Here is a 24,146-nt window from a genome sequence, read left to right as displayed (position 1 = left end):
CTAGCGGTCGGGGCCGGTGAGGTGTTCGACCGGGCCGGCCGCGCGGGCGGTGACGTGCAGGTCGAGGAACGGGATCAGCTTCACGACGGTGCCGCTGACCTCCACGCTTGCCCGCGTGCCGGTGCGGGTCACCGCCACGCTCGGCCCCCTCAGCGAGCCGGAGTCGACCGCGCGCAGCAGCGCCTGTCCATCGGCTCGTCCGGCTTCGGCGGTGGCGTGCTCGGCGCGGGCGGTGGCAAGGGCGCGGGAGGCTGCGGCCTGGGCGATGTGGTGGGCGTGGACAGCCAGCGCGAACTGCACGATCGCCAGCAGCAGGAGCAGCAGCAGCGGTGCGACGATGGCGAGTTCGGTGCTGGCCGAGCCCCGGTCCCGCTCTGCGGCGCTGGGTCGTCGAATACGGGTGCGTCGGATGCGGGGCATGGCGGTGTCCCTAGAACTCGAGGCCCTTGGCCTTGGCGAGGACCTTCGCGGTGATGTAGCCGACTGCCGCCAGGCCGCAGGCGATGAGCAGCGCGGTGATGATGACGGTCTCGGTGGTGTAGCCGGCGTCGGGCTCCGCCTTGAACCGGGCACGGGCGTCGGCCAGGCGGGAGGCGATGCGGTGTCCGAGGATGCGGGCGATGGAATTGGCGTTGGTGAGGGTGGTGCGCACGTGGGGTTCTCCTTCGTGAGGGTGAGGTTCAGAGGCCGGCGAGGGCGTGGGTGAGGGCCGGGTAGCCGATGAAGAGGAGGAAGCCGGCGAAGAGGACGACCACCGGCAGGCTCATCCGCTCGGTGGCCGAGGCGGCTTCGGCTTCCGCCTCGGCGAGCAGGTGGGCGCGCACGGTGGCGGCCTTGCTGGTCAGGGAGGTCTTGATGCGGGCACCTTCGTGGCCGGCGAGCGAGGTGGTGGCGGCCAGTTCGACCAGTTCCGCCACCCCCAGGCGCTCCCCCAGCTCGCCCAGCGGCCCCCAGGGCGCGGTGCGGGTGAGTTCCGCCTCGCGCAGCGCGCGGCGGAAGGCGGTGAACGCCGCTCCGTGGCCCGCGCCGGCGGCATCGGTCAGCGCCTGCTCCACCCCGGCGCCACCGGACAGCGCCACCACGGTCAACTCCAGGAGGGTGGACAGGGCCTGGCGGACCTCGGAGCGGTAGGCGGCCGCGCGTCGGCGCACCGCCAGGTCGGGGGCGAGGAAGAGCGCACCGGCCAGCGCCACCGACGTCCAGGCGGGCAGCAGCAGCGTGAACCGCGCGCCGGCGAAGGCGGTCAGCAGGGCCATCAGCCACGGGATCAGCAGCCCCGCCACAGCGGCGCCGGCCTTCTCGGCCAGGTGCCGCTCGACCGGGACGGACAGGGCCAGCAGGTCCGCGCGGGTCTTGCGGCCGGGAAGGTGCCGGCGTCCCAGAAGGGGGACGAACCGATCCCCGATCCGAGCCGACCAGCCGTCAGCTGAGGCGGGCCGCGGCGTGGTCGCGGGAGCGGGCGCCCTGGGGGTGAGGGCGTCGGCGAGGGCGGGCAGAGGTGGGCGCCAGCCGAGGAAGGCCCACCAGGCTCCGGCTCCGAAACCCGCGCCGATCAGAAGGTGGATCATCGTGCGGCCTCCGGCGTCGGGACGGCGAGCAGCCGGGCTGGCTGGGTGAAGGTGGCGATGCGGCGCAGCCAGCCGAACGCGGCCGCGAACAGGGCGGCCACCAGCACCAGGACGAGTTGCCCGGTAGCGGTGTCGAACGGCGCCAGGTAGGGCCGGTTGAGGATGATCAGGGCGCCCGCCATGGTGAGGGTGGTGGCGACCACGATCCGCACCGAGGTCTGGATCCGGGCCCGCGACGATGCCGTCCTGGTGCGCATCAGCGCCTGCTCCCGCGCCGAGCCCGCCAGACCCGCCAGCAGGTCGCCCAGGCGTCCGGCCTGCCGTCCCGAGGCGCTGGTCAGCGCGATCACCACCAGGTCGCCCAGCGGGTCGGCCAGGTCGTCTCCGAGTTCGCGCAGGGCATCCGGTAGGCGTTGGCCTCGCGAGATGCGCTCGGCGCACGTGGCAAGCTGCGGCCGCACCGACGGCGGGGCCGTGGCGGCGGTGGCGAGCAACGCCTGCTCCAGTCCGGCCGCGGCCGCGAGAGTGTCGCGCAACTGCTCGGTCCAGGTGGCGATCGCCTCGATTCGGGCCACGGCCCGCTCGTGCTCCTTGTCCCGCCCCAGCAGGCCCGGCAGCGACCAAGCCGCAAGCGCGGCAATCGGCGCGGCCACCACCCACCCCGTGACCACCAATGCGGCCAGCGCGGCGAGAACGGCCCCGGCCGCCCGGCGGCGCGGGCGCGGCGGGCGGTTGTGCCGCCACCATTTCGCGAGCCTCGGCTCCTGAAGCTCGACCGGCTCGGTCGGCCACAGGCCGGCCCACAGCAGCCACACCCCGCCGCCGAACCCGGCACCGAGCAACAGGACGAGCAGCAGCCGGGCACTCACCGCGACCACCCGCCGACCATGTCCGGCACCCGGAAGCCCACCGCGACCAGGTCCTCCACCGTGGTGGCGCGCAGCGGAACAGCCGCGACCGCGCGGCGATCGGGACCGGGCCGGTAGACCTCGTTGGAGACCAGCTGGCCGCCGTCCGCGTCCACGATCTCGCGGACCGAGGAGAGCACCCGGCGCCCGGCCGTGTCCCGGGCGAGGTGGATGACGAAGTGGACGGCGGAGGCGACCAGCAGGTTCGTCGCCTCCAGGCTCAGCCGCTCAGGGGCCTGGACGGCGTAGGCGGCCAGCTTGGTGAACACCCCGCGCGAACTGGAGGCGTGGATCGTGGACAGCGAGCCGTCATTGCCCTGCGACATGGCGTTGCACATCGGCACCACCTCGGCGCCGCGGATCTCGCCCACGATCACCCGGTCCGGTGCCATCCGAAGGCCCCAACGGACCAGCTCCGCCTGGTCGATCGCGCCCTCGCCCTCGATGTTCGCCTCGCGAGCCTGCATCGGCACGACGTCCGGGTGCAGCCCGTCCAGGTGCAGCCCCAGCTCGAAGGTGTCCTCGATCGTCACCAACCGCTCGATCGACGGGATCTCCGAGGCCAGTGCGCGCAGCAGCGTCGTCTTGCCGACGTTCGTGCCGCCCGCCACGATGATGTTCTTGCGCGCCAACACCAGAGCCCGCAGCAACGACTCCGGCTCCGCGTCGAACACACCCAGGCGCCGCAGCTCCGGCAGCGTGGCGCGCGGGTAGCGGTGCCGGCGGATCGACAGCGACACCCGCCCCGAGACCGCCATCACCGCGAACATCCGCGAGCCGTCCGGCAGCTGCACGTTCAGCCTCGGCACCGCCCGGTCGAACCGGCGCTCCTCGCTGCCCCCGCGCGCCGCGATCGTGCGGATCAGCTCCACCAACTCCCCGTCCGAGGAGGCGATCGGCCCGACCCGCTCCTTGCGGCCGTCCGCGTAGCGCACGAACACCGCGTCGCACCCGTTCGCGTCGATGTTCTCCACCGACGCGTCCTCCAGCAGCTCCTGCAGCCCGCCCAGCCCGAACAACGAACCGTGCGCGGCACGCACCACCCGCCGCTCCGCCTCCGCGTCCAGAGCCGGCCGGCCGAGCGCAAGCAGCCGGGCCGTGTGGCGCTCCAGCGCCTCACCCAGCAACCGCTCCCCCAGCGAGCGCCGCTCGGTGGCGGAGCGGGCCGGCGCGCCCACGTCCTCCCGCTCCTGTGCGTCCGCCACCAGCAGCCGCGCAACCTCGGCGCGCAGGACCTCGCTCAACTCACCATGGCCCGTCGCAGCTTGCTCGGGCATCCCGTACGGGGTCGTCGTCATGCCCGCTCACCTCCCAACACGGACGCCAGGTCGCCAGGCCCGGATACCGAACTCGGCTCCCACAACGGGCTGTCCTCAGCGGCCTGCCGTTCGGGAAGCCGTCGGTCGATCTCGCGCGCAAGCTGTCCGGCCGCGCCGAGCAGGGGACGACCTGGCCCACCGAACCAGCGGCGCTTCGGCTCGGGCCGCCCCCGCAGCAGCGCGGCGCTCGCCGAATCGTGCGGAAGGAGCCGGCAGAGGTCCGCACCGAGCGCGGCCTCCACCTCCGCAGCCGGCCAGGCACACGGACCGACCACCGCGACCACCAGGCACCCGGCCCGCGACCGCAGCCGAGCCGCGGCCTCGGCCGTGTGCGCCAGCGCCTCCACCGCGCCGCCTGTCACGAGCAGCACCGCATCCGCGGAGCGCAGCAGCGCCTCCGTCCCGCTCTCCCGCGGGCCGAGCCGCCCGCAGTCCACGATCAGCAGCGCGCCATCGACCTCGGCCTCCGCCCAGGCCGGACCCAGCGCATCCAGCGCCGCCGCGCACTGCGCGCTCTCCGCCGGAGCGACCACGACGTCGACGCCGCCCGGCAGCCGCTGCGCGTGCTCACCGATCAGGGCCGCGCTCAGCCCCGCCCGCCGGGAGGCCGCCGCCAGGCTCACCAGCCCCGGCGACTCCCGCAGCCCGAAGCGCAACAGCGCGTCCCCGCCCGCCGCGTCCGCCTCCACCACCAGCGGCCTCCGCTCGCCGGGCCACGCCGCTGCCAACGCCAGCGCGGTCGTACTCACGCCCGGCGAACCCTTCGCCGACACCACCGCGACCACGGCCATCAGCGCCCACCCCCGCCCGGTCCGGCCCCCAGCACCACCACGGCCGGCTCCTGGTCCGCCACCAGCCCGCCCGCGCTCTCGGCCGAAGCCTGAAGCGTCACCACCGCACCACCCGACGAACCGTCGCCGGGCCGAACGTCCAGCACCATCGCCTCGACCGGAACGCCGACACCACCACCGGCACCACCGGCCGCGGGCTCGGGACGGGCCTCGTAGACCGCGACCCGGTCGCCCGCGTCGAGGGTCGGCGGATACCGCCCCTCCTTGACCGCCAGCGCCAATACCGCCGCCCCCGGCCCTGCCACACTCCGCCCCAGCAACTCGTCCGAGAGCAGCAGACCGGCCGGCAGCGACGCACTCACCCGCTGCCCCACCACCGCGTCGAGCCGCTCCGCACCGATCGTCGCCGTACCCGCCTCGGCCGAGACCAGCACCGACTTCACATCAGCACCGGTCAACACCTGCCCGGCGGCGACCGGCCGCGCCAACACCAGCACCCGGCTCCGGTGCCCCGTCACGATCGCGAGCGCGCCGAACAGCAGCGCGCACACCGCCATCACCGCCAGCCCGGCCAACAGCCGCATCCGATCACGCCGCTTCACCGCCGCGACCCGCGCACCGCGCTCCGGCCCTGGCGCTCCCGGGCTCGCTCCCCCGGCCCGCGCCGACGGCACTCTCAACGACAACACCAACGCACCTCTCCTCAAAGAGTCTTGAACACGGACAGCTCTCAGTGCCCGGCCCCGGCCACCACGAGCGACTGCACCTCCACAACCTTCACCGGCAGCACCGAACGCGACGTCAGATCCGGAAACGTCCCGCCCTGCCCCGCCCCCGACCACGACACCGACCAATGCGCCGTCACCACCACCCGGAACACAGCACCCGGCTCCCCCGCCGATGCCCGCTCGAAGGTGTGCCCGCAGTCCGGCGACTCCCCGTCCGGATCCGACCCCGGCCCGTACGGCGTCCCAGGACCTCGGCACACCACCGGGACCGTCCCGTCCCCCAGCTCCCACGTCACCGAGGACGGCGTCGCGGTCGCCACGACCTCGACCCCCGGCACCTCGGCGCTCGACTCCACCGGTTTCCACAAGCTGCTCTCGACCCACAACCACGACGGCACCCCGACCACCTGCCGCGCCGTCTCCACCGGCGACATCCGAACCACCGGCTTCGGCAGCTCCAGCCGCGACGCCGCCTGCACCGCCAGTACACCGGGATCGACAGCCGGGGCAGCGGGCTTGTCGCCCTTGCCGAGGTCAGCCCACAGCGGACCACCGGTCAGCGGCGTCGACCCGAAATTCCCCTGCGGCAGCGTCCCGCCGCAGTCGAGCTCGTACCACTGACCCTGGTGCCCGTCTCCCAGCGTCAGCACGTCCGTCACCGGTTTGCTCGCACAGGTGGGTTGGCCGCCCCCGCCGTCGACGGGCTCAGCCGGCCGCGCGGGTGCTCCCAGCTGCCCCTGCTGCGCCGAGGACACCCCTGCGGTCAGCTGGCACTGCCCCTGGGAGCAAGCCGTGGATCCCGTCCCGAGGGTGCCGTCAGCAGCAGCCTGGGGCGCGACAACAGCGAGCCCCAGCAGGCAGCCCAGGGCGAGGACGGCACGACGGTGGTTCAGCACGTGCCGATCGCTCCGATCACCTGCTGGTCCACAACCCACGAGCCGTCGGGCTGGCGGACGATGGCCGCCGCCGAGAGGTGCCTGCCTCCCGCGACCTGGTCGGCGGGTTCACCATCCGGCAGGTACTTCAACCAGCCGCTGTCGTCCAGGCAGTCGGTCACCTCGACTCGCTCGGGCTGCGAATCCGGGCTGACCTTCGTCACGCGCGGGCTCCACTTCGGCGCACCATGACTCACAAGCCCCTTGGCTTGCTGGTTCGCCAGAGCTGTGGTCCAGAAGGAAAGGGCCTGCGCGGTCATGTGCGCGGCGAGACGCGGATTCTTGTAGTCGGACGTCGCTGCCACCGCGGTGACATCGCGCATCATGGCGTCATAGGCCGCGAGCGCCTCGGGAGGCGCGGGAACCCCGCTCCACGACGGCGTTGAAGACGGCGAAGCCGGCACCGGGGAGCTGGAACTCGACGCTCCGCCAGCCACCGCAGTGGGAGCAGCACGAACAGAACTCTTGCTACTGGGACTTCCGTCGGCCACACAGCCAGCCACGCAACCCAAGCCGATCAACCCGGCAGCCAGCGCCGCCAGCGACCTTCGGCTTACCGGCGTAATCAGTTTCGTCACCGCACACACCCCACCCATCGCTCTGGTCACGAAGAACCTGTGCCACACCTCGGCGGCGATACAGATTCCATTGCACACCGAGAAAGATCACGATCGCGATCTTTCTCACACGGGAGAGTGCAAAGTCCGACAAGCTGTCCAGCTTGGGGACTCGTAGCTCCGCCCGCCCGGTCGTGGACAGCGTGCCCGCTCCGGGTGTGCTGGACAGGGGATTGTGGAGCTATTCACGGTCACGGAGGACAAATCCTCCGAACTAACGGTCCGTCCAGGGGAATCCTCGCGATGACAGAACCTTGGAGCCCGCAGTTCCGGCTTCAGCTGACCAGCCGTGCGATGGTGGCGAGCAGAACCTGGGCATCCGTCAGGTCCGTCAGAACCGCGTCCGCCCCGGCGTCTTCGAGGTCCTGCGCATCAGCAGTCCCGGAGGCGACGCCGATCACGCGCGCGCCGCCCTGAAGGCCGGTTCGAATGTCCTCCAGGGAATCGCCGATGATCACCGTATTGGCACGGGTGAACGCCGTCCGGTGCTTCAGCCCCGCACGTCGCTGGGCCACGGCGACAAGCGCCGGCCGGTGAGAATCGTCAGAGGAGAAGGCACCGATCGAGCTTTCCAGGTAGGAGCTCAGCTCGAACGCCTGGAGCTTGATCTCGGCGTTGGCCCGCAGGTTCCCTGTCAGCACCGTCGGGACCAGCCCAGCGGTCTGGCGCACTGCCTGCAGAGCGGCGACCGCCCCGTCCATGAGCCGGCCCCCCTCGCGCATCTCCACTCTCCGGGCGGCCAGCAGCTCCGGCAGCAGCCGAATGACACGCTCGGCGAGAGCTTCGACCTCCGGCTCGGGCACGCCGTTCTCGCGCAGCAGTTGCCGCACGGCCAACGGCATCGTCACCCCGGTGCCCCGGGCGGGCAGCCGCTCGACGGGGCGGCCGACGACCCGCTCGAACGCCTCGCGGTAGACCCGCCGGTCGGTCTCGCCGACGTAGAGAAGGGTGCGGTCGATGTCCCAGAGGACGAGCGCTCCACCGGGCATGGTCAGCTCCCTTGAGCCAGGAGGAGGTCAGCGCGCTCGATCAGCGCGTTCGCGTTCGCCCCACCGCCGAAGGAGCGCAGGTCGTCGGCCGTACGGCCGAGGTGCTCGTGCAGGCGGGGTGACTGCACACCAACCGCAAGCTCCAACACGCTCTCGACGGCCGCGAATCCCGCCTCGCGCTCGCCGCTCCGCAGGTGGGCCGAAGCCGCTCGAGCCTCGAACAGGGCGCGAGTCCGGCGGTCCGCCGGGTTCAGGGACGCATGGGCCGCTTCGAACTTCACCGCGGCGCCTCGTGGCTCACCCAGGTCGAGGTGGCAGCTGCCGGCCTGACCCGCGATCTCCCCGCTGTTGATCCAGTACAGCCAGCCCGGGTCCTCCTCCGACGGGCCCGCCGCAGCGAACTCGGCGGCCGCCCCCAACGCCCGCAGGCACGCCTCCCGCTCGCCCAGCTTGGCGTGGCCGCGCGCCTGCCGGGTGAGGAGCATCGCCTTCAGTGAAGGCGAGTTGACGGACTTGACCTTCTCCCGGGCCGCCTGCATCGCGCCGACCGCGTCACGGGGGTCACCGTTGGAGTAGCTCTGGATCGCCAGGTAGGAGAGCGCTCCGGCGCCGAGCCGCGGGTCACCGGAGGCGTGGGCTGCCCGCAACGCGCCGAGGAGGGCCTGCTGGGCGGCGGCGTGCCGGCCGGCGTCGAAGTGGAACCAGCCGAGCTGGGTGGCGGTGTCGGCGGCGATGGCGGCGAGCGAGCGCCCGGTCGCCTCGTCGTAGCTCGCGTTCCGCAACATGCCTTCGAGGAGGGAGAGATGGGCGCGGGCCAGATCCGCGAGGCTCCCGCTGCCGGTGCTGGCATCCATGTGCCGCAACTGGTCGACGGTTCCGCCGAGGTGGGCGATCAGCTCCCCGGTGATCCGGCCGCCGTTCTCGGCCCGGTGCAGCGGCTCCGGGTCGGCGATGCCCCAGTGGTGGATGTGTACGGTCAGCGCCGTACCTGACAGGGTGAGAAATCGGCGGCGGTCCATGGACTCCCCTAACACCGCGTTGTGCAGTGCGGTCACCATACGACCCGCGGTCCAGGGCAAGCCGGGGTCCAGGACGACCGCGTTGCCCGATTCGCCGGTGTCCTGGCTCGGGACCGGCGGGGGCTGGGGAGTCGTCGCGAGCCGACGGGGAAGTCTGATCAGGTCCGCCGGAACTCCGAGGCCGACGAGGAAGTCGAGCGCCTTGTCGATGTTGGTCAGGCGGCGGCTGCCGGCCTCCAGCATCGACAGGTAGCCCTGACTGAGCCCGGTGAGCGCGGCCACGTCCTCCTGCCGTAGGGAGGCAGAATCCCTTACAGACTTGCTGAGTTGACCGAAGTCCCAGCGTGCGATGGAGTTCCGCACCGCCGGGTCCAGCCAGACCCGGGCAGGGACCTCCAGTCGAACAGGCGGAGGCATCGCGACTGCGCGCGCGCACGGTCCGCACAGGGAACCAGCGGTGTTGTAGCGGCTGAGCCGGCACCCGCACCTGCCGCACCGTTCTTCTGCCAAGGCCGTCCCCATCCGCTCAGCAAAGTCTGGCCAACAGCGCTCATCGTGGCGGCGATCCGGATATCACAGCCGTGATATCCGGCCTGCGATGTGCGCCAACCACCGCCTTCGGAGCACCCTACTGCTGTCAGCGACGCCTGGGGGACGGAATGTGACGCCCCCGCTTCCTGTCCCCGTCGGATGAGTCGGCAGCCAGGTCAGGCACCGCACAACCCCCTTTCCATAGAGGAGGTGTAGCCATGTCGTCGCCCCGAACCATCTGGGGTCTGGGCAGTGTCCCCGACCTCTCCCTGATTCCATCGCCGGACCCGAGCGTCGGTGTCCTTCGCTGCGTGTTGCCGGTAACGAACGAAGCCGGTCGAACCGCCCGTGACCGACTGAAGCGGCACTTCGCCACCCAGCTGACTGATACCGCTCGCGACAACGCCGAGCTGATCCTCACCGAACTCGTCGCCAACGCCGTCGCCGCGTCCATCGGCACTGACGTCATCCTGCTGGTCGTTCGGGTCACGGCGGGCCAACTGCTGATCGAGGTCTTCGACGAGTCCCCCGCCATGCCCCGCCCACGGTCGGCCGACGACTGCGCCGAGGACGGACGCGGCCTCCAGCTGGTCGACGCGCTCAGCACCACCTGGGGCTGGCACCCCTCCCCAGGCGGCAAGGTCGTCTGGGCGCTCCCCAAGGCCGGTGCCGCGTGAACTCAGGCCGCCATCCCGATCTCAAGGTCACGCAGCGCGACGGAGGCCTGCTCGTGCAGGTCTGGCACGGACCTGCTGGCTCGAAGTACCCGTTGGAGCTGGTGCGGCAGGTGGTGGGCCGCGGCGCCGGTGAGTCCGGCGGACAGCCGCTCCCGCGCCGCAGCCGAATCGCCGTGGCGCAACAGGACCTGCCCAACGGTGATGTGCTCGATGATGCGCCACTGCGCCGTCGTGTGCGCGCCGGCCTGCGGAGCGCGATCGAGCAGCCCGGCGGCCTCCCGCGTGCGGCTGGTCGCGGCGAGACCGCGGAGCTGGATCTCGTGCAGCGCGAAAGCGTTGAACAAGGAGCCGTGCTCAGCACTGTCGAGCAGCCGCCTGCCTTCCTCGACGACCTCGTCGAAGAGCGACGGGCGGTTCGCCGCGCCGGCGGCTCGGGCCAGGAGTGCGAGCGCGGCGGCCCGGTCTGTTCGCGTCGGAGCGAGCGCGCAAGCTCTGTGCAGCCGGTCGAGCGCCGCTTCGTGCAGCCCAGCTTTCCTGAGCTCGTTGCCGTGCATGCGCAGGGCGTAGGCATGGAAGGCTGGGTCGTCCAACCGGCGGGCCAGCGAGACTCCGCTGCCGGTCCACCGCGCCGCGGTTGCCAGGCGTTCCTCTGGGAGGACGTGCCCCAGCGCCACACCGAGTCCGACCCGGGCGCGGGCGAGCAGCGCCAGCGCGGCGCGCTCGGGATGGCAGTCGGTCGCACGGGCCTCCAGCCTGGCCACCAGCGACCACAGCTCCCTGACCGCATCGACGGCGTTGCCGCTCTGACGGGCGGTCTCCGCGAGGCGCACGGTGGAGTCCCCGAACTGCAGCAGAGCGGCGAAGTCGGCGTCCGAGGGGTCCGTCGCGCCCAGGGCGTGGGCCGGCAGGGCCAGGGTCCGTGCGATGTGGCGCAGCGAGGGCAGGTCGAGGATGGTGCGGCGCCCGTTCTCCAGCAGCGAGATGTAGGTCTTGTCGTAGCCGAGGGCTGCTCCGAGCGCGGTCTGCGAGAGGCCGTTGATCATGCGGTGGTACTTGAGGATCTCGCCGAGCCGGCGCCGCTGCAGCACCTGCTCGGCCTGCGGGGTGGCCCAGCGCCAGAGCGTCGCGGCGCTCGTCGGCGCAGGCGCGGTGAAGGTGGGCGCTGCCATGTCGGGTCAGCCGAGACCGAGGTGCACGTACCAGCGGGCCACGGAGTCCTTGTAGCCCTGCGGCATCACCAGGTCGGCCACCTCGTCCTTCCGGAAGAGCCCGATCTCCTTGTGCTCGGCGCTGACCACCGGCGCTTGGTCCGGGCCGAGTCTGCGGCAGCCGTAGGTCACGATGAAGACGTGGCGGTCTGGGATCGGCCGGTACATCCAGACGTCCAGCAGCGGGCCGGCTTCAACAGTCCAGCCGCTCTCCTCCTGGACCTCACGGGCGGCGCAGGCCGCAGGCTCTTCTCCGAGTTCCAGCTTCCCGCCGGGCAGCTCCCACTCCTCCCGCTCGTTCTTGAGCAGCAGCACGCGGTCCTGCTGATCGAGCACGACGCCCTTGACGGAGATGGGGAAGGTACGCGGGACGTACGGGGTGTCGTTCATGGCTTCCTTCGCGGTGCGCCGACAGCCAGTGGCGTTTCGAACCTAGCACCTGACGTGGCGTCACTGCTGGGCGAGCCTCGATTGCCCTGGTTGACAGTCAGAGCGTTGTGGTGAACCGCTCTGTAGCTCGATGAGCTGCGGTTTCCTCAGCACGGTGGTGTGTGGATGGCTTCTTCAGGGCAGCCAGCTGACGGTTGGTTGGGTCGGTGGTGGAGGTGTCGTTCGTGCCGTCGGTGATTGCGTTGCTGGAGCGTCGTGAGGCGCGGGCCCGGGAAGAGTTGGATGCCTGGCAGGAGCTGCTGCGCGAGGCCCAGGAGCAGGTGGCTGTCCATCAGGAGCGGTTGGAGTGTGCGCGGATCGGCCGGGAGGAGGTGCTGCGTGCGCTGGCGGAGGAGGCCGAGGCCGTGATGGTGCAGCCGCTGACTGCGGTGACGCCCACCGCTCGCGCGCTGGCGCCGGTGACGGCACCGCAAGTGCCGCCGCAGCCGCCGCACGAGGCGGGGGACGGCGTGCCGGAGCCGGCAGTGCCCGCGGTGCCTTCGGTCCTGCGGACGGGTTACGATCCGCGGCCGCCTGCGTGGCAGCCGGGCCTGGGCGTGGAGGTGCTGGCCGGGGCCTATCGGCAGGTCTTCGATGTGGTCGCGGGTGCGGGTGCCCCGGTGGCGGTCAAGGCGTTGACTGTCGCGCTGGGGCGGGACGCAGAGCGGCTGAAGGAGATCGAGAAGGTCCGTCACCGGGCCTATGCGCTGCAGGCCAGGGGCTGGCTGGGGCGGGTGCCGGGCGGGTTGTTCATCCCCGCGCCGGGCCCGGCGCGGGGAGCCGGTGCGGGCGGAACTCGGGCCAGTGCAGGCGCTGGCGGGCCATCCGCCGGCCGAGGGTGATCGAGGCGGCCCACCACACCATCTGCACGTGGTGGTCGTCGCGGCGCTCGTGGTCGCGGTTCAGGCGCCGCGAGCGCGAGAGCCAGCCGAGCGTGCGCTCCACCACCCACCTGCGCGCCAGTACCCTGAACCCCTTGGTTCCGTCGGTGCGCTTGACCACCTCCACTCTCACCCCGTGCGCGGCGAAGGCGTCGGCCAGTTCCTGGCCCTGGTAGGCGGAGTCCGTCCACACGAGTTCGAGCAGCCGTCCGGGCTCGGCCATGAATGCCTCGAGCAACTCCGGGGCGGCCTTGGAGTCGTGCACGTTGGCCGCGGTGACGGTGACCTCCAGCAGCAGTCCGCCGGTGTCGGTCAGGACGTGGCGCTTGCGCCCGTCGCGCAGCTTGCCGCCGTCGAAGCCGCGTGAGGTGGCCGGACAGGTCTCCGAGCCGTCCACGGACTGAGAGTCGATGATGCCCGCGCTCGGCTCCGTCGCCTTGCCCTGCTTCTTGCGCTCGGTGCGGCGCAAGCGCTGGTAGAGCTCGCGGATGTAGCCGTGGCGGCGCCAGCGGCGGAAGAAGTCGTACACCGCCCGCCAGAAGGGGTAGTCCGCAGGCAGATTGCGCCACTTGACGCCATTGTCGACCAGATAGCGCACCGCGTCGATCACCCCCCGGTGGCAGTGCGCCTCAGGGCGTCCGCCCTTCCCCTCCAGCCAGGCGGGCATCGGCATCGCGCCGCGGATCACCGCCCATTCGGCGTCCGTCATGTCGCTGTCGTAGCGCGGCGCGCGGTGCCCCTCCCCGATCGCCCCGTACAGGTGCACGTAGCAGTCACACCCCGGAGTGAGCGCAGTGGACTCGCCGGCACCGGGAGTGCTGAACTGGTTGGGCAACGGGCCTCCTCGGGCGAAAGCGGTCTCGACAACCAGCTCTCTACCAAGGGGCCCGTTGCTTCACGCCCAAGCGGTCACGGGCACCTGCGTGCGAACGCTCACCCTCCCCACCTGCAAACCTCGAACGCCGCACGGTTCACCACAACGCTCTGAGACCGCCGACCGCCCTCCAGACCGATCTGGACGAGAACGACATCCCCCGAACGAAGTCCTGGCGAACCCTTGGCACTTGAGCACAACGTCCAAGATCCCCGACAGAGTCACTCACTGGCGCCTTCTCCGTATTCGTCAACGTCGGAGACGCCGCGCTCCGGCACGACCTGGTCGGCATCGCCGTCCACCTCATCGCCCCCTCCTGCTCGTCCTCGGCGAAGCCGGACCCGCCTGGCGCCGCCAGCTCGTCGTTCTGGAACAGGTAGCCGCCGCCCACGCCCGCCAGCCGCACCCCAGCACACCCCACCCGTCTCCCGACTGTCCAATGTGATCGCGCACGCCGATCCGCCGCGCACCCCTCTCTCCACCCAGCAGCCAGAGCCAGCCCCCTCGGAGCAAACGTGCAGTTCAGCCGGGTGCGCTTGATTGCCGGGGGGCGTGGTCCTGGTGGTTTCACGTTCCGGGATGTCCACGATGATCGGAATGACGCCGGTCTCGGTGCGGCGGCGGGGGCCGTCGTAGAAGGGCATCTCGACCTCGGCAAACCCGATGTAACGAGCCATCGGGGCGGTTAACTTGGCGTTCGACGCGGATTCACCACCGGCACCCCGCCCACGGCTCCGGCGCCCGGCTCGCCCGAAGCAGAGCCCCTTGAGCAATCCACCTGCAGCCGACACCTCGTCACCCGGGCCGACCGTCGCCCACATGCGCTCGTGGGCACGCGAACACGGCCTCGCGGTCCCTGCCCGCGGCAAGCTACGGGCCGCGATCTGGGACCCATACCGCGAGGCCCGCCCGTACCCAACAAACTGAACCCCTGCGACCTCCGGGCCTACGGCCGTCGTCGGCGCCGTGCCGCAAGGCCGACAGCCCTCTGGCCTCACTCGAATGAGTGAAACCCAGCCATCGGCCCTTCCGCGAGCCTCTTCAGCACTGTCAGGATGTCATCAGGAGGCTGGCGGACACCCACTGCGCTCGGCGGGCTTTCCCTGACCCAAGGTCCATTCCAAGATCAAAGACGAGGCGAAGTCCCGTACTGCTACAGGGATAGCTCCCCGAGCAACGGTGACATGTGCGTATGGGTCGACACACCCCTCGGACACCGACCATGGGCCTACGGGTCCCGAAGAAGTGCTGATCGAGGTTCATCTCGATCAGCACTTCTTGCTTTCCGGAATCATAGGTCAGGATCAGCCCGAGCTGCTGGTAGAGCGCTGCCCGGTCGGCGGGCTCGGCGCCGGTGAGGACGGTGACGAGGTCACTGTTGGCGCGGGCGAGGGCGGCGATGTCGTCGCGGGTGAGCTGACCTGCGCCGGCCTGGAAGGCGGTGCGGACTTCGGCTTCGGCGCCGGCGCGGGTGGCCTTGTAGGTGCCAAGAACCACGTCCATGCTGGTCACGCTGCGTGTTGGTATTCGTGCAGGATGCCGCCGAGGCGGTCGCGTCGGCGGACGTCGAGGTGGGTGAGCCGATCGGGTTCGGTGATCGGTTCGGGTAGTGGGCATAGGGGCGCGGCGCTGGCGAGGCTGCGGTGGGGCCTGTGCGTGTTGTAGAACTGCTCGTACTCGCGTAGCGCGTGGAGTATGTGGGCCTGATTCCAGATGAGGATGCGGTCGAGGAGTTCGGTTCGGCATGAGCGCACCCAGCGCTCCATGATTGCGTTCATGCGCGGCATTCGGACGCCGGTCTGGACGACCTCGATGCCCTCGGCCTGCAGGACGGCGTCGAAGGCGGCCGGGTAGCGGATGTCCCGGTCCCGGATCAGGAACTTCACCCTGGCGCCCGTGCCCTGAAGGTCCATGACCATGTTCCGGGCGAGCTGGGTCATCCAGGTCGCGGTCGGGTGCGCGGTCGCCCCGAGGATCCGCACGCGCCGGGTGGCGTGCTCGATCACCGCCAGGACGGTCACGGTCGCCCCGGTCAGAGTCTTGGTCTCGAAGAAGTCGGCGGCGAGGATGGCGTGGGCTTGGGAGCGCAGGAACGCTGCCCAGGTGGTGTGGTCGCGTTCGGGTGCGGGGTCGATGCCGTACTCCTTGAGGATGTTCCACACAGTGGAGGCGGCGACCTTGATTCCGAGCGCGGCGAGTTCGCCGTGGATGCGCCTCTAGCCCCAATGCCGGTGACTTTAGGTTGTTCTTGGCTGGGTGATGGTGACTGCCGTCGGTTCTGGTTGCGGCCAGTTGCGGTGGTGGGCGCGTTTGAGGGGCCAGTTGGACATCTTGCGTTTGATGACGCGCGGGCAGGTCCGCCTGTGGCGTTCGGGTAGCAGGCGGTCGGTGATCTCAGCCAGGGTGCGGGTCAGTGCGCGGGCGAGTCTGCCGGGGGGAAAGTCCCGCCTGGGCGGGGACTTGGCGGCGCACGACGCGCAGGCTGCGGGTGAACGAGAGCCGGTCGGGGTCGATGCCCTCGTGCAGGGCCGCTTGGTGCATCAACTGCCGGATCGCGTAGTGGACGAGCAGGAGGCCGTAGACCTCCTGCTCGACTCCCCACGGGTACTTGGAGCGCAGGACGAGCTTGGGGCCGCGCTGGTGGGTCTTGACCTCGTCCAGGGTGGTCTCGATCTCCCAGCGCTGGGTGTAGAGCGCGGCCAGCTCGGCGGCCGGTGCCTGCTTCGGGTCCAGAAGGGTGGTGATCAGGCGGTAGACGGTGGCATCGCCGGTGCGGGCCAGGGTGTACTCCACGACCCGCACGACCACCGGGTTGCGGCGGGCCTTGCGGTCCTGTTCGGCGTGGATCGCGCTGAGGTAGGAGCCGTCGTCGAGAACCCGCACGACCGGCAGCGCCGCGTTCTTCTTGACCCGCCACAGCAGGTCCGCGCCACTCGCCCGCGCCTGCTGCCACAGCTCGAAGCCGTAGAAGCCGCGATCGGCCAGCAGCAGCATTCCCGCCCGCAGGTGGGCGAACAGCTGCCGGGACAGGGTCTGCTCGCTGACCGACAGCGGCCCCAGCGCGGCGCCGAACACGATGTGGGTGCCGCACTCGGCCAGGGCGACCAGCCTGGCCTGCGGGAACGCGCCGACCCCGCGTCCGGAGCCCGGGCGGCCGAAGAACTCGTCGTTGGCCTCGGTGTCCGCCAGGTCCAGCGTGGTGCCGTCCACCGCGACCAGATGCCAGCGCCGGTACCAGGCACCCGCCGTCCCGGACACCGCCACCGGACGGCACACCCGCGCGAACAAAAGCCGCAACGGCTCCGGACCCAGCCGGCGCCGGGCCCGGCCGATCGCGGCGGTCGTCGGCACCCGCCACGGCCGCCGCCCGTCCCCGAGCCCCTCACCCAGAAGCCGCGCGACCTCCTCGTAGCCCTGCCCGAAGAACAGGCACATCGCGAGCACGAAATACACGACCACCCGCGCCGGCAGCAACCGACTACGCTGCTCGGCCCGCCCGGTCTCAGCGATCACCTCGTCCACCAACCCCGGCGGAAACGCCTGGGTCAGAACCCCGATCGCGATCCGATCCGACAACCGCTCACCCGCAGGCGCCTTGACCTGCCCCACCCTCGCCACACCACAACCAACGAGACAGACAGGCCAAAGTCACTGGCATTGCCTCTAGCCCCAGTTGCGGTTGTCGCTGGCGAGCCGTAGCACCAGGACGCGGACGGAGCGCACGGTGCGCGGACGACCCGGGCGCTTGGGGCGGGAGGCTCTGGCGTGGCGTCGGCGCAGCAGGTCGCGGTGCCAGCGCAGCAGCGTGTCGGGGGAGACGATCAGCCGGAGTCGACGAAGTTGCGCTCATGGGAGGTGGTGCAGGGGTGCGGCGAGCAGCGCGCGGTCGGGCCAGGTGATCTTCGGCTTGTCGGTCTACCGCTGTAGCACGGCCAGTTGGTGGCGTAGCGCCAGGATCTCGGCGTCCTTGTCGCGGTCGCTCATCGGCGGGAGCCGTATCAAGGTGAACACACTTGTCAAGGCCAGGTAGGGCAGTCGCAGCAGCACCGGACCATCCTGGAGCCAGCCGGAGCCAGCCGGAGCCAGCTGGCAATCAGCGAGCGAGACCTCCGCTGTCACCGGATCAGCCGGCCTCGCGACAGCGCCCACATGTCAACTGACCAGCACGGACGTGGTTCTTGGCACCTACAGCGTCCGTAGACGTGGCAGAAGAGCCGGTCCTCGCTGGTGGGAGCGTCCGGCCGAAGCCAGTTGCTGACGTCGACGGCCAGCACGATCCGCCCGTCGGCGGCCTTGGGCCGCGGCAGCCCGGCCAGAGCTCGGCGCAGACGGGCAGGCTCGGCCCGGCCCCGGGCCAAGGCCTGGTACAGGGCGCCGTGCCCGCGCCGGTGCTCGGCCACGAGCGACAGCTCGACCAGGTCTTCACCGGCCCATCCGTGCACAGCACCGCGTCCGTGAGCTCGAAGAGCGCGTCGGCCCGAGCGTAGAGGCTCTCGTAGAACTCGACCCGAAAGTGGGACAGCAGCCCCGATACGTCGCATGCGGGCACATCGACGGGCAGACTCATCGGCAGCGGCCGTTCTCTCGCACTTCGTTACTCGACATCTCGAAGCGTGGGGAACAGCCGCCTCACGTGCCGCCGAATCCTAGAGATCTCAGCCGGTCGAGTGACCTGCGAGGTTAGACGTCAAGCTTATGAGAACTCCCAAAGCGGATATATGTCCACAAAATCCAGGCAGCTTCAGTCATCTGGACTCGATCGCGGCTCGATAGGCACGAATTCCCTCGATCCGGCACGAGTCCGCCAGGAACGTGATATGCCAGGTTTCGCCAGCAAGGGAGACCTGGATGGATCCGGATTCGACTGTGCGGATGCCATAGTCCTGCAGACCGGTGTGGTCCCAACCGCTGACCGTGAGCTTGCTGACTCCTGAGAAGACGACGAAGAATTCGAGGGCATTCTGCCCGCCCACGAAGAGCGAAGAGGCGTCGGCACCTGGGATATCACTTGTGTCGAACCCCAGGGTCAACCCGCAGTCCACCCGCTCATCGATCAGCACGCCCATGAACTCGAGCTCTGCGAGCGGCGGAGCCCCGTAGAAGAGCTGCACCAGGTCAGCCGCTCCACTGACATGGTCGGTCCAGTCAGATACGGCCATAGTAGTTCTTCTTCCAGGTGTCCGGCGGTGCGCTGTGGAGCCGTCGGTCAAGCGGACTCAGGTAGTGGTGAATCGGCTGCTCCTCCGGCGCCCTGGAGTTCCAGGCACTCAAACGGCCGATGGTGACTGATCGATGACTTGAGAAGCCGAGGTGGGTGGAGCCGCCAAGCACGTCGACCCGGATCCGGTGGAGCTCCCGCGCTACGACATCCACCGAGATCGATGCTGGGAAACGAGCACGGGTCATCGACAGGTCCGCGATGTCCAGGAACTGCAGGTGGAATTCAAAGCGATCGCATTCTGCCGCCAGCCACTCAGTCGGCATCCGGTCGGGGAGTCCGGTCGTACTGAGGCGCAGCGTGATCGTCGGCCCCAGCCGGTCAAGGTAGACGGAGTGCAGCACCAGCGGCTCGATGCTCGACGGGTTCTCGTAAAGCCCGGAGAGCTTCTCGGGGTTACGAAGGAAGTCACCCCAGGCTGGGGTCATAGTAGTAGTGCGCCTCTGCCGGGGGTGGGAGGACTCCGTTTCGCGGGTCATCAAGAGGCCTTACGTGAAGATGGGGAGGTTGGTCGCCGACGCCGTCCGGAGCGCCGAACGAATGCCCAGTGTAGTGGTCCTGGAAGACGATGATGTCGCCATCCTTCGTTTCGTAGTACTCCTGGTGGAAATACACCGGTTGGTGGTTCTCGTCCAGGATCTGCTTACCTTGGCGGTTTGTGGAGGGGACCCAGTCCTCGTCGAGCGGTACCGCGTCATCAGCGACGCCGGCATCCCTGAGCGCTTTCCGCTTCTGCTCAGCCCGACATGGGGCGAGGCCGAGTGGATCACTGGCGACCAGCGGATGGCTGACATAGGAGTGGTTGTCCGGCGCAGGCCGCAGACCCGCTGGGTCGGGCGAGAGGTATCGCGCGGCCTCGGGATCGTAATAGCGATTCAGGTTGTAGTGGAGTCGGCTCTCCGGGTCGTAGTACTGACCGGGGAAGCGTAGCGGGGTGTAAGTCCTGCTGTCTTTCGGCCAGGTCGTCGCACCCCAGATATTGGCTCGACTGCGCCAAGCACTGCGACCATTATCGTCAACCAGTTCGACCGGGGTGCCGATGAGGTCGGTGACGATGGCGAAGAAGCGCCGGTCGGCATTGACCTGAGCGGCGTCGTTTCCGGCGACCGACTCGGTCTGGGCCACAGGGCGGCCGCGATCGTGATCCCACGTGATCACGTGAGGGCCGGGAAGACCAGGAGTCAGGGAGGACTGTTCGACCAGTGTCGAGCTGTCCCAGGTGAAGTCCGTCTGCTCCACCGCGGTCGTTCCGCCAGGGCCGAGGAGTTGCTTGCTTGTACGACGGCCAAGCGGGTCATACAGATAGCGCCAGTTCTGGCCGTCCGGAGTGGTGACTGCGACCAGGCGGTCCTCGGCGTCCCAGGTGTAGTGCCAGTTATCGGGCTTTCGTGACAAGTTGACTCGCTGACGCAGTGTCACCCGACCTTGAGCGTCGTACTCGTAGCGCAGCATGCCCGCGCGGCGAACAAGCGTACCCTGGTAAAGGCGTTCCCCCAGTGCACTCTTGGCAGCTGGGCTGGCTGGCCAGGAGGCAGCAGTTGGCCTGCCGCTCAGGTCATACGCGTAGCTCTCGGACCAGTTGTCGGCGTGCACGGCCGCCACACGGCCGAGGGCGTCCAGGGTGAAGCGACGGGTGCCATGTTGCCGGTCGTCGACCTGGAGTAGCTGGCCGTCCAGCTGGTAGCGGTACGAGCGGTGGGGCAGGGGGTGGTCGACGGCGAGCTGTGGCAGGGTGGCTGTTTCGTTCGGTGTCGCCGACAGGGTCTGGTCGAGGAGCCGGTGTGCCGGATCCCAGACGCTGGTCAGCAGCAGGCGGTTCCCGATCGCGCGGCCGGTCTCGCGACCGGCCAGGTCCCGGTCGAAGTACATTACCGCCCCAGGGGATTCGAGCTGGGTGGTTCCGCCGTTGGCGTCATAGGTCCATCGGCTGATGGCACCTGAGGGCGTCCGGCGGGTAATCCGGCGACCGACCACATCGCGGTCGAAGGTGAGAGTTCGGCCGTCGCAGGTCTCCTCGAGTATGCGGCCGCAACGGTCGTAGCGGCGTATCAACTCGGAATTCGGGCCGACCGCACGGGTCAGATGGCCCAACTCGTCGTGCTCAAAGGTGGTGACCATTCCTTGAACCGATTTGCTGCTGATGGCGCCGAGCAGGTCGTACTCATAGTCGATGCGCTCACCGAGTCCGTTCAGGCGTGTGACGAGTCGGCCGGCCTCGTCCCGCAGGTAGGCCAGGTTCCGTCCGTTGAAGTCGGTTTCCGCGTCAAGGAAGCCTCGCGAGTCATAGCTGTACCGCCATTGCAGGCCTTCCGGGTTGGTGACCCCGACAAGCCTGAGTTCGGTGTCGTGCTCGAAGAGGTACCTGGCGCCATTCGCTCCTGTCCGCGCGGTGAGCCGGTCGAAGGGTCCGTACTCGCAGGTGGTGACAGCGCCCATCGCGTCGGTATGGCGAGTCATGTTTCCCTCGCCGTCGTAGGTCCAGCTCTCCGTGGCACCGGTGGCGTCCGTACGACGGGCCAGGCGCCCTTCCACCGTCCAGGACAGCTCCGTCACCCCGTCCACCGGATCCGTGATGATGACCGGCCTACCGAACGCGTCGCGGCTGTAGCGGGTGCGGCCGCCTCGCGGGTCGGTGACCTCGACCGGAAGCCCCGCCGCGTCGCAGCGGATGCTGGTGGTACGGCCCAGCGGGTCAGTGACCGAAGCCAGGTGCCCTCGCGAATCGTAGCTGTATCTGGTGACCGCCCCTGACGGATCGACTGCTGCGTTCCGGTTTCCAGCCTGGTCGTACTCTTGACGCCACATCCTGCCGCCAAAGTCGATGGAGACTGTAGGCAGGTGGAGTTGAGTGTCGAATTCGGTCATTGTCTTCCGGCCGTCAGGCCGGGTACTGGTGACTAGGTTGCCGTGCTCATCGTATTCGAAGGATGTCGTACGCCCCGTCGGGTCGGTGAGCGCGAGCAACCGGCCGTACCTGTCACGGGCGTAGCGTGTGATGCCACCCATTGGGTCGATCTCGGCGACCACCTGGGCAATCGAATTGATGAGGTAGCGGCTGGTCTGGCCCAGCGAGTCGGTCGCACTGGTAGCCCCGAGGCCGGTTTCGGTGTCGGCGTCGCTGTAGACGTACCGGTAGCGTAGGTGACCCTCGATGCCGCCTTGATTAATACATCGGTCCAGGTCGTCGTACTTGTATTCGTAGCGAGACCCATTGCGGTCGAGCCAAGCGGTCATTCGCCCCGACGCGTCATACTCGAAACGTTGCGGCACACCGGAGGAGTTGATGACCTCGGTGAGGTGGCCATCCGTGTAGCCGTAGCGGAGAAGCTCGACCTCGTCGACATCGGCTTCAAGCACATCGCCAACCACCAGGTGCAGCGCGCTGATCCGGCCCGCGGTCGTACTGACCTTCAGGTGGTAGCCCGCGCTGTGCCGGATCCCGGTCGGCACGCCGTCGAAGTCGTAGTCGAACGCGATCCAGTGGCCGTTCCGGTCACGGATCTCAGTCAGTGGCGCGCGCTGTTCGCGGTCCTGGTCGGGCGTGAAGGTACGGAGCAGGCCGGACCGCGGGTCATATACCGTGTAGGTACCGCTGCTCTGACGGCTCAACGTCCACCGCACACCAGCAGTCGGCAACGTGGGTGCGCCGGGCGCAGGTGGCGGATACGAAAGCACGACCCCGTCGGCTCGCAGCAGCAGAACCCTTTCTGCATCCACGACAAGGCGCTCATCGAGCGTGCAGGACCAGGTCGGGCCCATCCAGACACCCGCGCGGTAGTCAGACCTGTGGGTCCGCTCGAAGGCCAGCGGGAGCGAACTCCGCAAGGTCGTGTCCCGCTGGTGCAGGAACATGTGTCCGGTGGCGACATCCACCGGGTCGCCGCATTCCGTCACATCCTTCGGCTCCTTGGCCGCCTTTGCAGGGTCCTGGGCGGCATCGCGAGCAGCGCTGTCGCCGGTGTCCTTGGCGGCGTTGGTGGCGGCGTTCTCGGTGACGTCGATGCCGGTGGTCTCGGTGGCGGTGGCCGCCTCGCCCGCGCCGTCGGTCGCCACCCCGAGCGCGATGTTGGTGAACAGCTTGCCGCCGGCCTCGAACGGGTCGGAGCTCCAGCCGGAGCCGACCAGGGACTTGACCACGTCTACTGGGTGCAGGTCGGCGTGCACCAGGCCGGCGGCGGTCTGGTTGAGGTGATCGAGGTAGGTGGCGGGATGGGTGACGTTGTAGGCGTCCATCGGGTCCAGAGCGCGCCCGAACTTCACGATGTCGGCCCCACCCTTGACCACACCACCGAGCAGGTGGGCGGTCCCCAGCGAACTGCCCTCGTAGAGGTCGACGGCGTCCAGCTTCATGCGCTGGGTGAAGCTCGGCTCGGCGGGCGCCCCGGCCAGGGCGGTGCGCAGCGCTTTGGCGGCCTGGTCGGCGGCGCTGTCGCGCCCCGCGCGGGCGGCGCGCAGCAGGTCGCGGGCGTGGGTGAGGCCGGTGGTGCTGGGGTCCTGGAAGGCGCCGGGGTCGGTGGGCTTCGGACCCGGGGCGGCGTTCGGCTTGGCCGCGGCGGTGTTCCAGGCCTTGGCGGCCTTGTTGTAGGCGTCGACGCTGGTGTTGTAGGCGTCCTGGGCCTGCTGATGCGCCTTCTTGGCCGCGTTGTAGGCGTCGATGGCCTGCTTGGCCTGATCCTGCGCCCAGGCCACGGTCTCAGCGAAGTGCTCCAGTTCCTGGGCGGCGGTGGCGCAAGCGTCGGCGGCGCTCAACCACTGCCCGGGGTGGGGGGCGAAACGGGTCCGGAAAGCGTCGGCGGCCTGGCCCTTCCAATGGTCGGAGTCCATCGACTGCAGTCCACCGCCAGTCTCCTGGAACGCGTCGTGGAACTTGCGCAGATCCCCTGCTGACTTGATGAGTGCCTTGGCGTCACCGTGGACCAGGTCCTTGGGATCATCGGAGTCACCCAGTTGCATCTCGCCGATCTGCGCACCCAGGCTGTCCGCGACACCATCACCCCAGTGGTCGACCGCGTGCGCGGCGTCGTGCAGCCCCACGAAGTCCAGCATCCCGCCCACCGTGTGGGCGTTCTGGTCGATGACCCTGCCGACCTGCTTCTTACCGTCCTTGTACAGCCCCTCCAGGCCATCCCCGACATCGTCCAGGAACCCCATCAGCCCTTGCCCCCCTGTCTCCCCAGCCGACGCAATATTCTGTTGCGCACCGGGACCCTGTTTTCCAGTCCTTACTCAGCTACGAGCCCGAAAGATTTACAGCGGAAAGTCATTCTTCCAGGGAGCGTCCAGCTCGTCCGGATCGGCACCTGCTCCTCTGATCATATCGTCGATTTCTGATGCATCAGCGGCGGTCCCGACATGCTCTCGAATGATGTCGCATTCGGAGAAGCAGATGTCATTGTCAACAAACCTCCTGGGCACTTCCACCGTCGAGACGCTGAAAGTGCCATCGCGAAGTGG

Annotated in this window: 21 protein-coding genes and 3 pseudogenes; 2 read left to right on the top strand and 22 right to left on the bottom strand. The window is 69.5% G+C overall.

Annotation, left to right across the window (positions count from 1 at the left end):
• From OG455_RS34570 to OG455_RS34520, 11 genes are all read right to left on the bottom strand, one after another.
• A complete protein-coding gene (locus tag OG455_RS34570) occupies nt 1–420 on the bottom strand; it encodes a TadE/TadG family type IV pilus assembly protein (protein ID WP_266300236.1) in 420 nt (139 codons plus the stop codon).
• 10 nt (nt 421–430) lie between these two features.
• Nucleotides 431–652 carry a hypothetical protein gene (locus tag OG455_RS34565; protein WP_266300235.1) on the bottom strand — a complete coding sequence of 74 codons (222 nt, stop codon included), beginning with the start codon at nt 650–652 and terminating at the stop codon, nt 431–433.
• Between the two features lie 28 nt (nt 653–680).
• Nucleotides 681–1,568: a type II secretion system F family protein gene (locus OG455_RS34560; RefSeq protein WP_266300234.1), complete on the bottom strand. Its 888-nt coding sequence runs from the start codon at nt 1,566–1,568 to the stop codon at nt 681–683.
• Nucleotides 1,565–2,446 carry a type II secretion system F family protein gene (locus OG455_RS34555; RefSeq protein ID WP_266300233.1) on the bottom strand — a complete coding sequence of 294 codons (882 nt, stop codon included), beginning with the start codon at nt 2,444–2,446 and terminating at the stop codon, nt 1,565–1,567. Before OG455_RS34555 ends, OG455_RS34560 begins: the two co-directional genes overlap by 4 nt.
• Nucleotides 2,434–3,774, bottom strand: a complete 1,341-nt coding sequence (locus OG455_RS34550; RefSeq protein ID WP_266300232.1) for a CpaF family protein — start codon at nt 3,772–3,774, stop codon at nt 2,434–2,436. Before OG455_RS34550 ends, OG455_RS34555 begins: the two co-directional genes overlap by 13 nt.
• The gene (locus tag OG455_RS34545) at nt 3,771–4,544 is read right to left on the bottom strand and encodes a hypothetical protein (protein ID WP_266300231.1); all 774 of its coding nucleotides are present in this window, start codon (nt 4,542–4,544) and stop codon (nt 3,771–3,773) included. Before OG455_RS34545 ends, OG455_RS34550 begins: the two co-directional genes overlap by 4 nt.
• 41 nt (nt 4,545–4,585) lie before the next feature.
• Nucleotides 4,586–5,188, bottom strand: a complete 603-nt coding sequence (locus OG455_RS34540; RefSeq protein ID WP_266300230.1) for an SAF domain-containing protein — start codon at nt 5,186–5,188, stop codon at nt 4,586–4,588.
• Nucleotides 5,189–5,316: 128 nt separating this feature from the next.
• Nucleotides 5,317–5,973: a hypothetical protein gene (locus OG455_RS34535; protein WP_266300229.1), complete on the bottom strand. Its 657-nt coding sequence runs from the start codon at nt 5,971–5,973 to the stop codon at nt 5,317–5,319.
• A 230-nt stretch (nt 5,974–6,203) separates the two neighbouring features.
• Nucleotides 6,204–6,572 (bottom strand): hypothetical protein, encoded by a 369-nt coding sequence (locus OG455_RS34530; protein WP_266300228.1) that lies wholly within the window; start codon nt 6,570–6,572, stop codon nt 6,204–6,206.
• 569 nt (nt 6,573–7,141) lie between these two features.
• The gene (locus OG455_RS34525; RefSeq protein ID WP_266300227.1) at nt 7,142–7,855 is read right to left on the bottom strand and encodes an HAD family hydrolase; all 714 of its coding nucleotides are present in this window, start codon (nt 7,853–7,855) and stop codon (nt 7,142–7,144) included.
• Between the two features lie 2 nt (nt 7,856–7,857).
• Entirely contained in the window at nt 7,858–9,291 is a 1,434-nt protein-coding gene (locus OG455_RS34520) for a helix-turn-helix domain-containing protein (protein WP_266300226.1), read from the bottom strand.
• A 332-nt stretch (nt 9,292–9,623) separates the two neighbouring features.
• Between OG455_RS34520 and OG455_RS34515 the strand changes: the two genes are divergently transcribed.
• On the top strand, nt 9,624–10,082 hold the full coding sequence (locus tag OG455_RS34515) for an ATP-binding protein (RefSeq protein ID WP_266300225.1): 459 nt from the start codon (nt 9,624–9,626) through the stop codon (nt 10,080–10,082).
• A gap of 2 nt (nt 10,083–10,084) precedes the next feature.
• Here OG455_RS34515 and OG455_RS34510 read toward each other — a convergent pair whose 3' ends face one another.
• Together OG455_RS34510 and OG455_RS34505 are read right to left on the bottom strand one after the other, a co-directional pair.
• The gene (locus tag OG455_RS34510) at nt 10,085–11,251 is read right to left on the bottom strand and encodes a helix-turn-helix domain-containing protein (protein WP_266300224.1); all 1,167 of its coding nucleotides are present in this window, start codon (nt 11,249–11,251) and stop codon (nt 10,085–10,087) included.
• A gap of 6 nt (nt 11,252–11,257) precedes the next feature.
• A complete protein-coding gene (locus OG455_RS34505) occupies nt 11,258–11,680 on the bottom strand; it encodes an NUDIX domain-containing protein (RefSeq protein WP_266300223.1) in 423 nt (140 codons plus the stop codon).
• A gap of 224 nt (nt 11,681–11,904) precedes the next feature.
• Here OG455_RS34505 and OG455_RS34500 point away from each other — a divergent pair, with 224 nt between their 5' ends.
• On the top strand, nt 11,905–12,561 hold the full coding sequence (locus OG455_RS34500; protein ID WP_266290265.1) for a hypothetical protein: 657 nt from the start codon (nt 11,905–11,907) through the stop codon (nt 12,559–12,561).
• Here OG455_RS34500 and OG455_RS34495 read toward each other — a convergent pair.
• The 9 genes and pseudogenes from OG455_RS34495 to OG455_RS34455 all read right to left on the bottom strand — a co-directional run bounded on the left by OG455_RS34495 (nt 12,470) and on the right by OG455_RS34455 (nt 23,843).
• Nucleotides 12,470–13,435 carry an IS5 family transposase gene (locus OG455_RS34495; protein WP_266290267.1) on the bottom strand — a complete coding sequence of 322 codons (966 nt, stop codon included), beginning with the start codon at nt 13,433–13,435 and terminating at the stop codon, nt 12,470–12,472. The two genes, OG455_RS34500 and OG455_RS34495, sit on opposite strands and share 92 nt — an antisense overlap.
• Before the next feature lie 1,089 nt (nt 13,436–14,524).
• Nucleotides 14,525–14,986 carry a hypothetical protein gene (locus OG455_RS34490; RefSeq protein ID WP_266300222.1) on the bottom strand — a complete coding sequence of 154 codons (462 nt, stop codon included), beginning with the start codon at nt 14,984–14,986 and terminating at the stop codon, nt 14,525–14,527.
• Nucleotides 14,983–15,699, bottom strand: a pseudogene (locus OG455_RS34485) (integrase core domain-containing protein); the annotation flags it as partial. The gene OG455_RS34490 and the pseudogene OG455_RS34485, both read right to left, overlap by 4 nt.
• A 169-nt stretch (nt 15,700–15,868) precedes the next feature.
• Entirely contained in the window at nt 15,869–17,092 is a 1,224-nt protein-coding gene (locus tag OG455_RS34480) for an IS4 family transposase (protein ID WP_266300221.1), read from the bottom strand.
• A gap of 48 nt (nt 17,093–17,140) precedes the next feature.
• Nucleotides 17,141–17,521 (bottom strand): annotated as a pseudogene (locus OG455_RS34475) (integrase); the annotation flags it as partial.
• A 143-nt stretch (nt 17,522–17,664) separates the two neighbouring features.
• A pseudogene (locus OG455_RS34470) lies at nt 17,665–18,041 on the bottom strand (transposase); the annotation flags it as partial.
• Between the two features lie 178 nt (nt 18,042–18,219).
• Complete coding sequence (locus tag OG455_RS34465; protein WP_266300220.1) at nt 18,220–18,633, bottom strand: Imm50 family immunity protein; 414 nt, start codon at nt 18,631–18,633, stop codon at nt 18,220–18,222.
• Nucleotides 18,620–19,120 (bottom strand): Imm50 family immunity protein, encoded by a 501-nt coding sequence (locus tag OG455_RS34460; RefSeq protein WP_266300219.1) that lies wholly within the window; start codon nt 19,118–19,120, stop codon nt 18,620–18,622. The genes OG455_RS34465 and OG455_RS34460 overlap by 14 nt, the downstream gene beginning before the upstream one ends.
• Nucleotides 19,101–23,843: a putative T7SS-secreted protein gene (locus OG455_RS34455; protein WP_266300218.1), complete on the bottom strand. Its 4,743-nt coding sequence runs from the start codon at nt 23,841–23,843 to the stop codon at nt 19,101–19,103. Before OG455_RS34455 ends, OG455_RS34460 begins: the two co-directional genes overlap by 20 nt.
• Between the last annotated feature and the right edge of the window lie 303 nt (nt 23,844–24,146).

The organism is Kitasatospora sp. NBC_01287 (assembly GCF_026340565.1).
Taxonomy (GTDB): Bacteria; Actinomycetota; Actinomycetes; order Streptomycetales; family Streptomycetaceae; genus Kitasatospora.
The sequence above is the reverse complement of the archived record's forward strand: the minus strand, read 5'-3'. Positions and strand labels throughout refer to the sequence as shown.

What these genes read in the sequence shown, in the direction of transcription:
- OG455_RS34520 (WP_266300226.1), bottom strand. Translation starts at nt 9,291, where the DNA reads ATGCCTCCGCCTGTTCGACTGGAGGTCCCTGCCCGGGTCTGGCTGGAC.
- OG455_RS34530 (WP_266300228.1), bottom strand. Translation starts at nt 6,572, where the DNA reads ATGCGCGATGTCACCGCGGTGGCAGCGACGTCCGACTACAAGAATCCG.
- OG455_RS34550 (WP_266300232.1), bottom strand. Translation starts at nt 3,774, where the DNA reads ATGACGACGACCCCGTACGGGATGCCCGAGCAAGCTGCGACGGGCCAT.
- OG455_RS34560 (WP_266300234.1), bottom strand. Translation starts at nt 1,568, where the DNA reads ATGATCCACCTTCTGATCGGCGCGGGTTTCGGAGCCGGAGCCTGGTGG.
- OG455_RS34570 (WP_266300236.1), bottom strand. Translation starts at nt 420, where the DNA reads ATGCCCCGCATCCGACGCACCCGTATTCGACGACCCAGCGCCGCAGAG.
- OG455_RS34465 (WP_266300220.1), bottom strand. Translation starts at nt 18,633, where the DNA reads ATGGCCGTATCTGACTGGACCGACCATGTCAGTGGAGCGGCTGACCTG.
- OG455_RS34460 (WP_266300219.1), bottom strand. Translation starts at nt 19,120, where the DNA reads ATGACCCCAGCCTGGGGTGACTTCCTTCGTAACCCCGAGAAGCTCTCC.
- OG455_RS34515 (WP_266300225.1), top strand. Translation starts at nt 9,624, where the DNA reads ATGTCGTCGCCCCGAACCATCTGGGGTCTGGGCAGTGTCCCCGACCTC.
- OG455_RS34455 (WP_266300218.1), bottom strand. Translation starts at nt 23,843, where the DNA reads ATGGGGTTCCTGGACGATGTCGGGGATGGCCTGGAGGGGCTGTACAAG.
- OG455_RS34505 (WP_266300223.1), bottom strand. Translation starts at nt 11,680, where the DNA reads ATGAACGACACCCCGTACGTCCCGCGTACCTTCCCCATCTCCGTCAAG.
- OG455_RS34525 (WP_266300227.1), bottom strand. Translation starts at nt 7,855, where the DNA reads ATGCCCGGTGGAGCGCTCGTCCTCTGGGACATCGACCGCACCCTTCTC.
- OG455_RS34510 (WP_266300224.1), bottom strand. Translation starts at nt 11,251, where the DNA reads ATGGCAGCGCCCACCTTCACCGCGCCTGCGCCGACGAGCGCCGCGACG.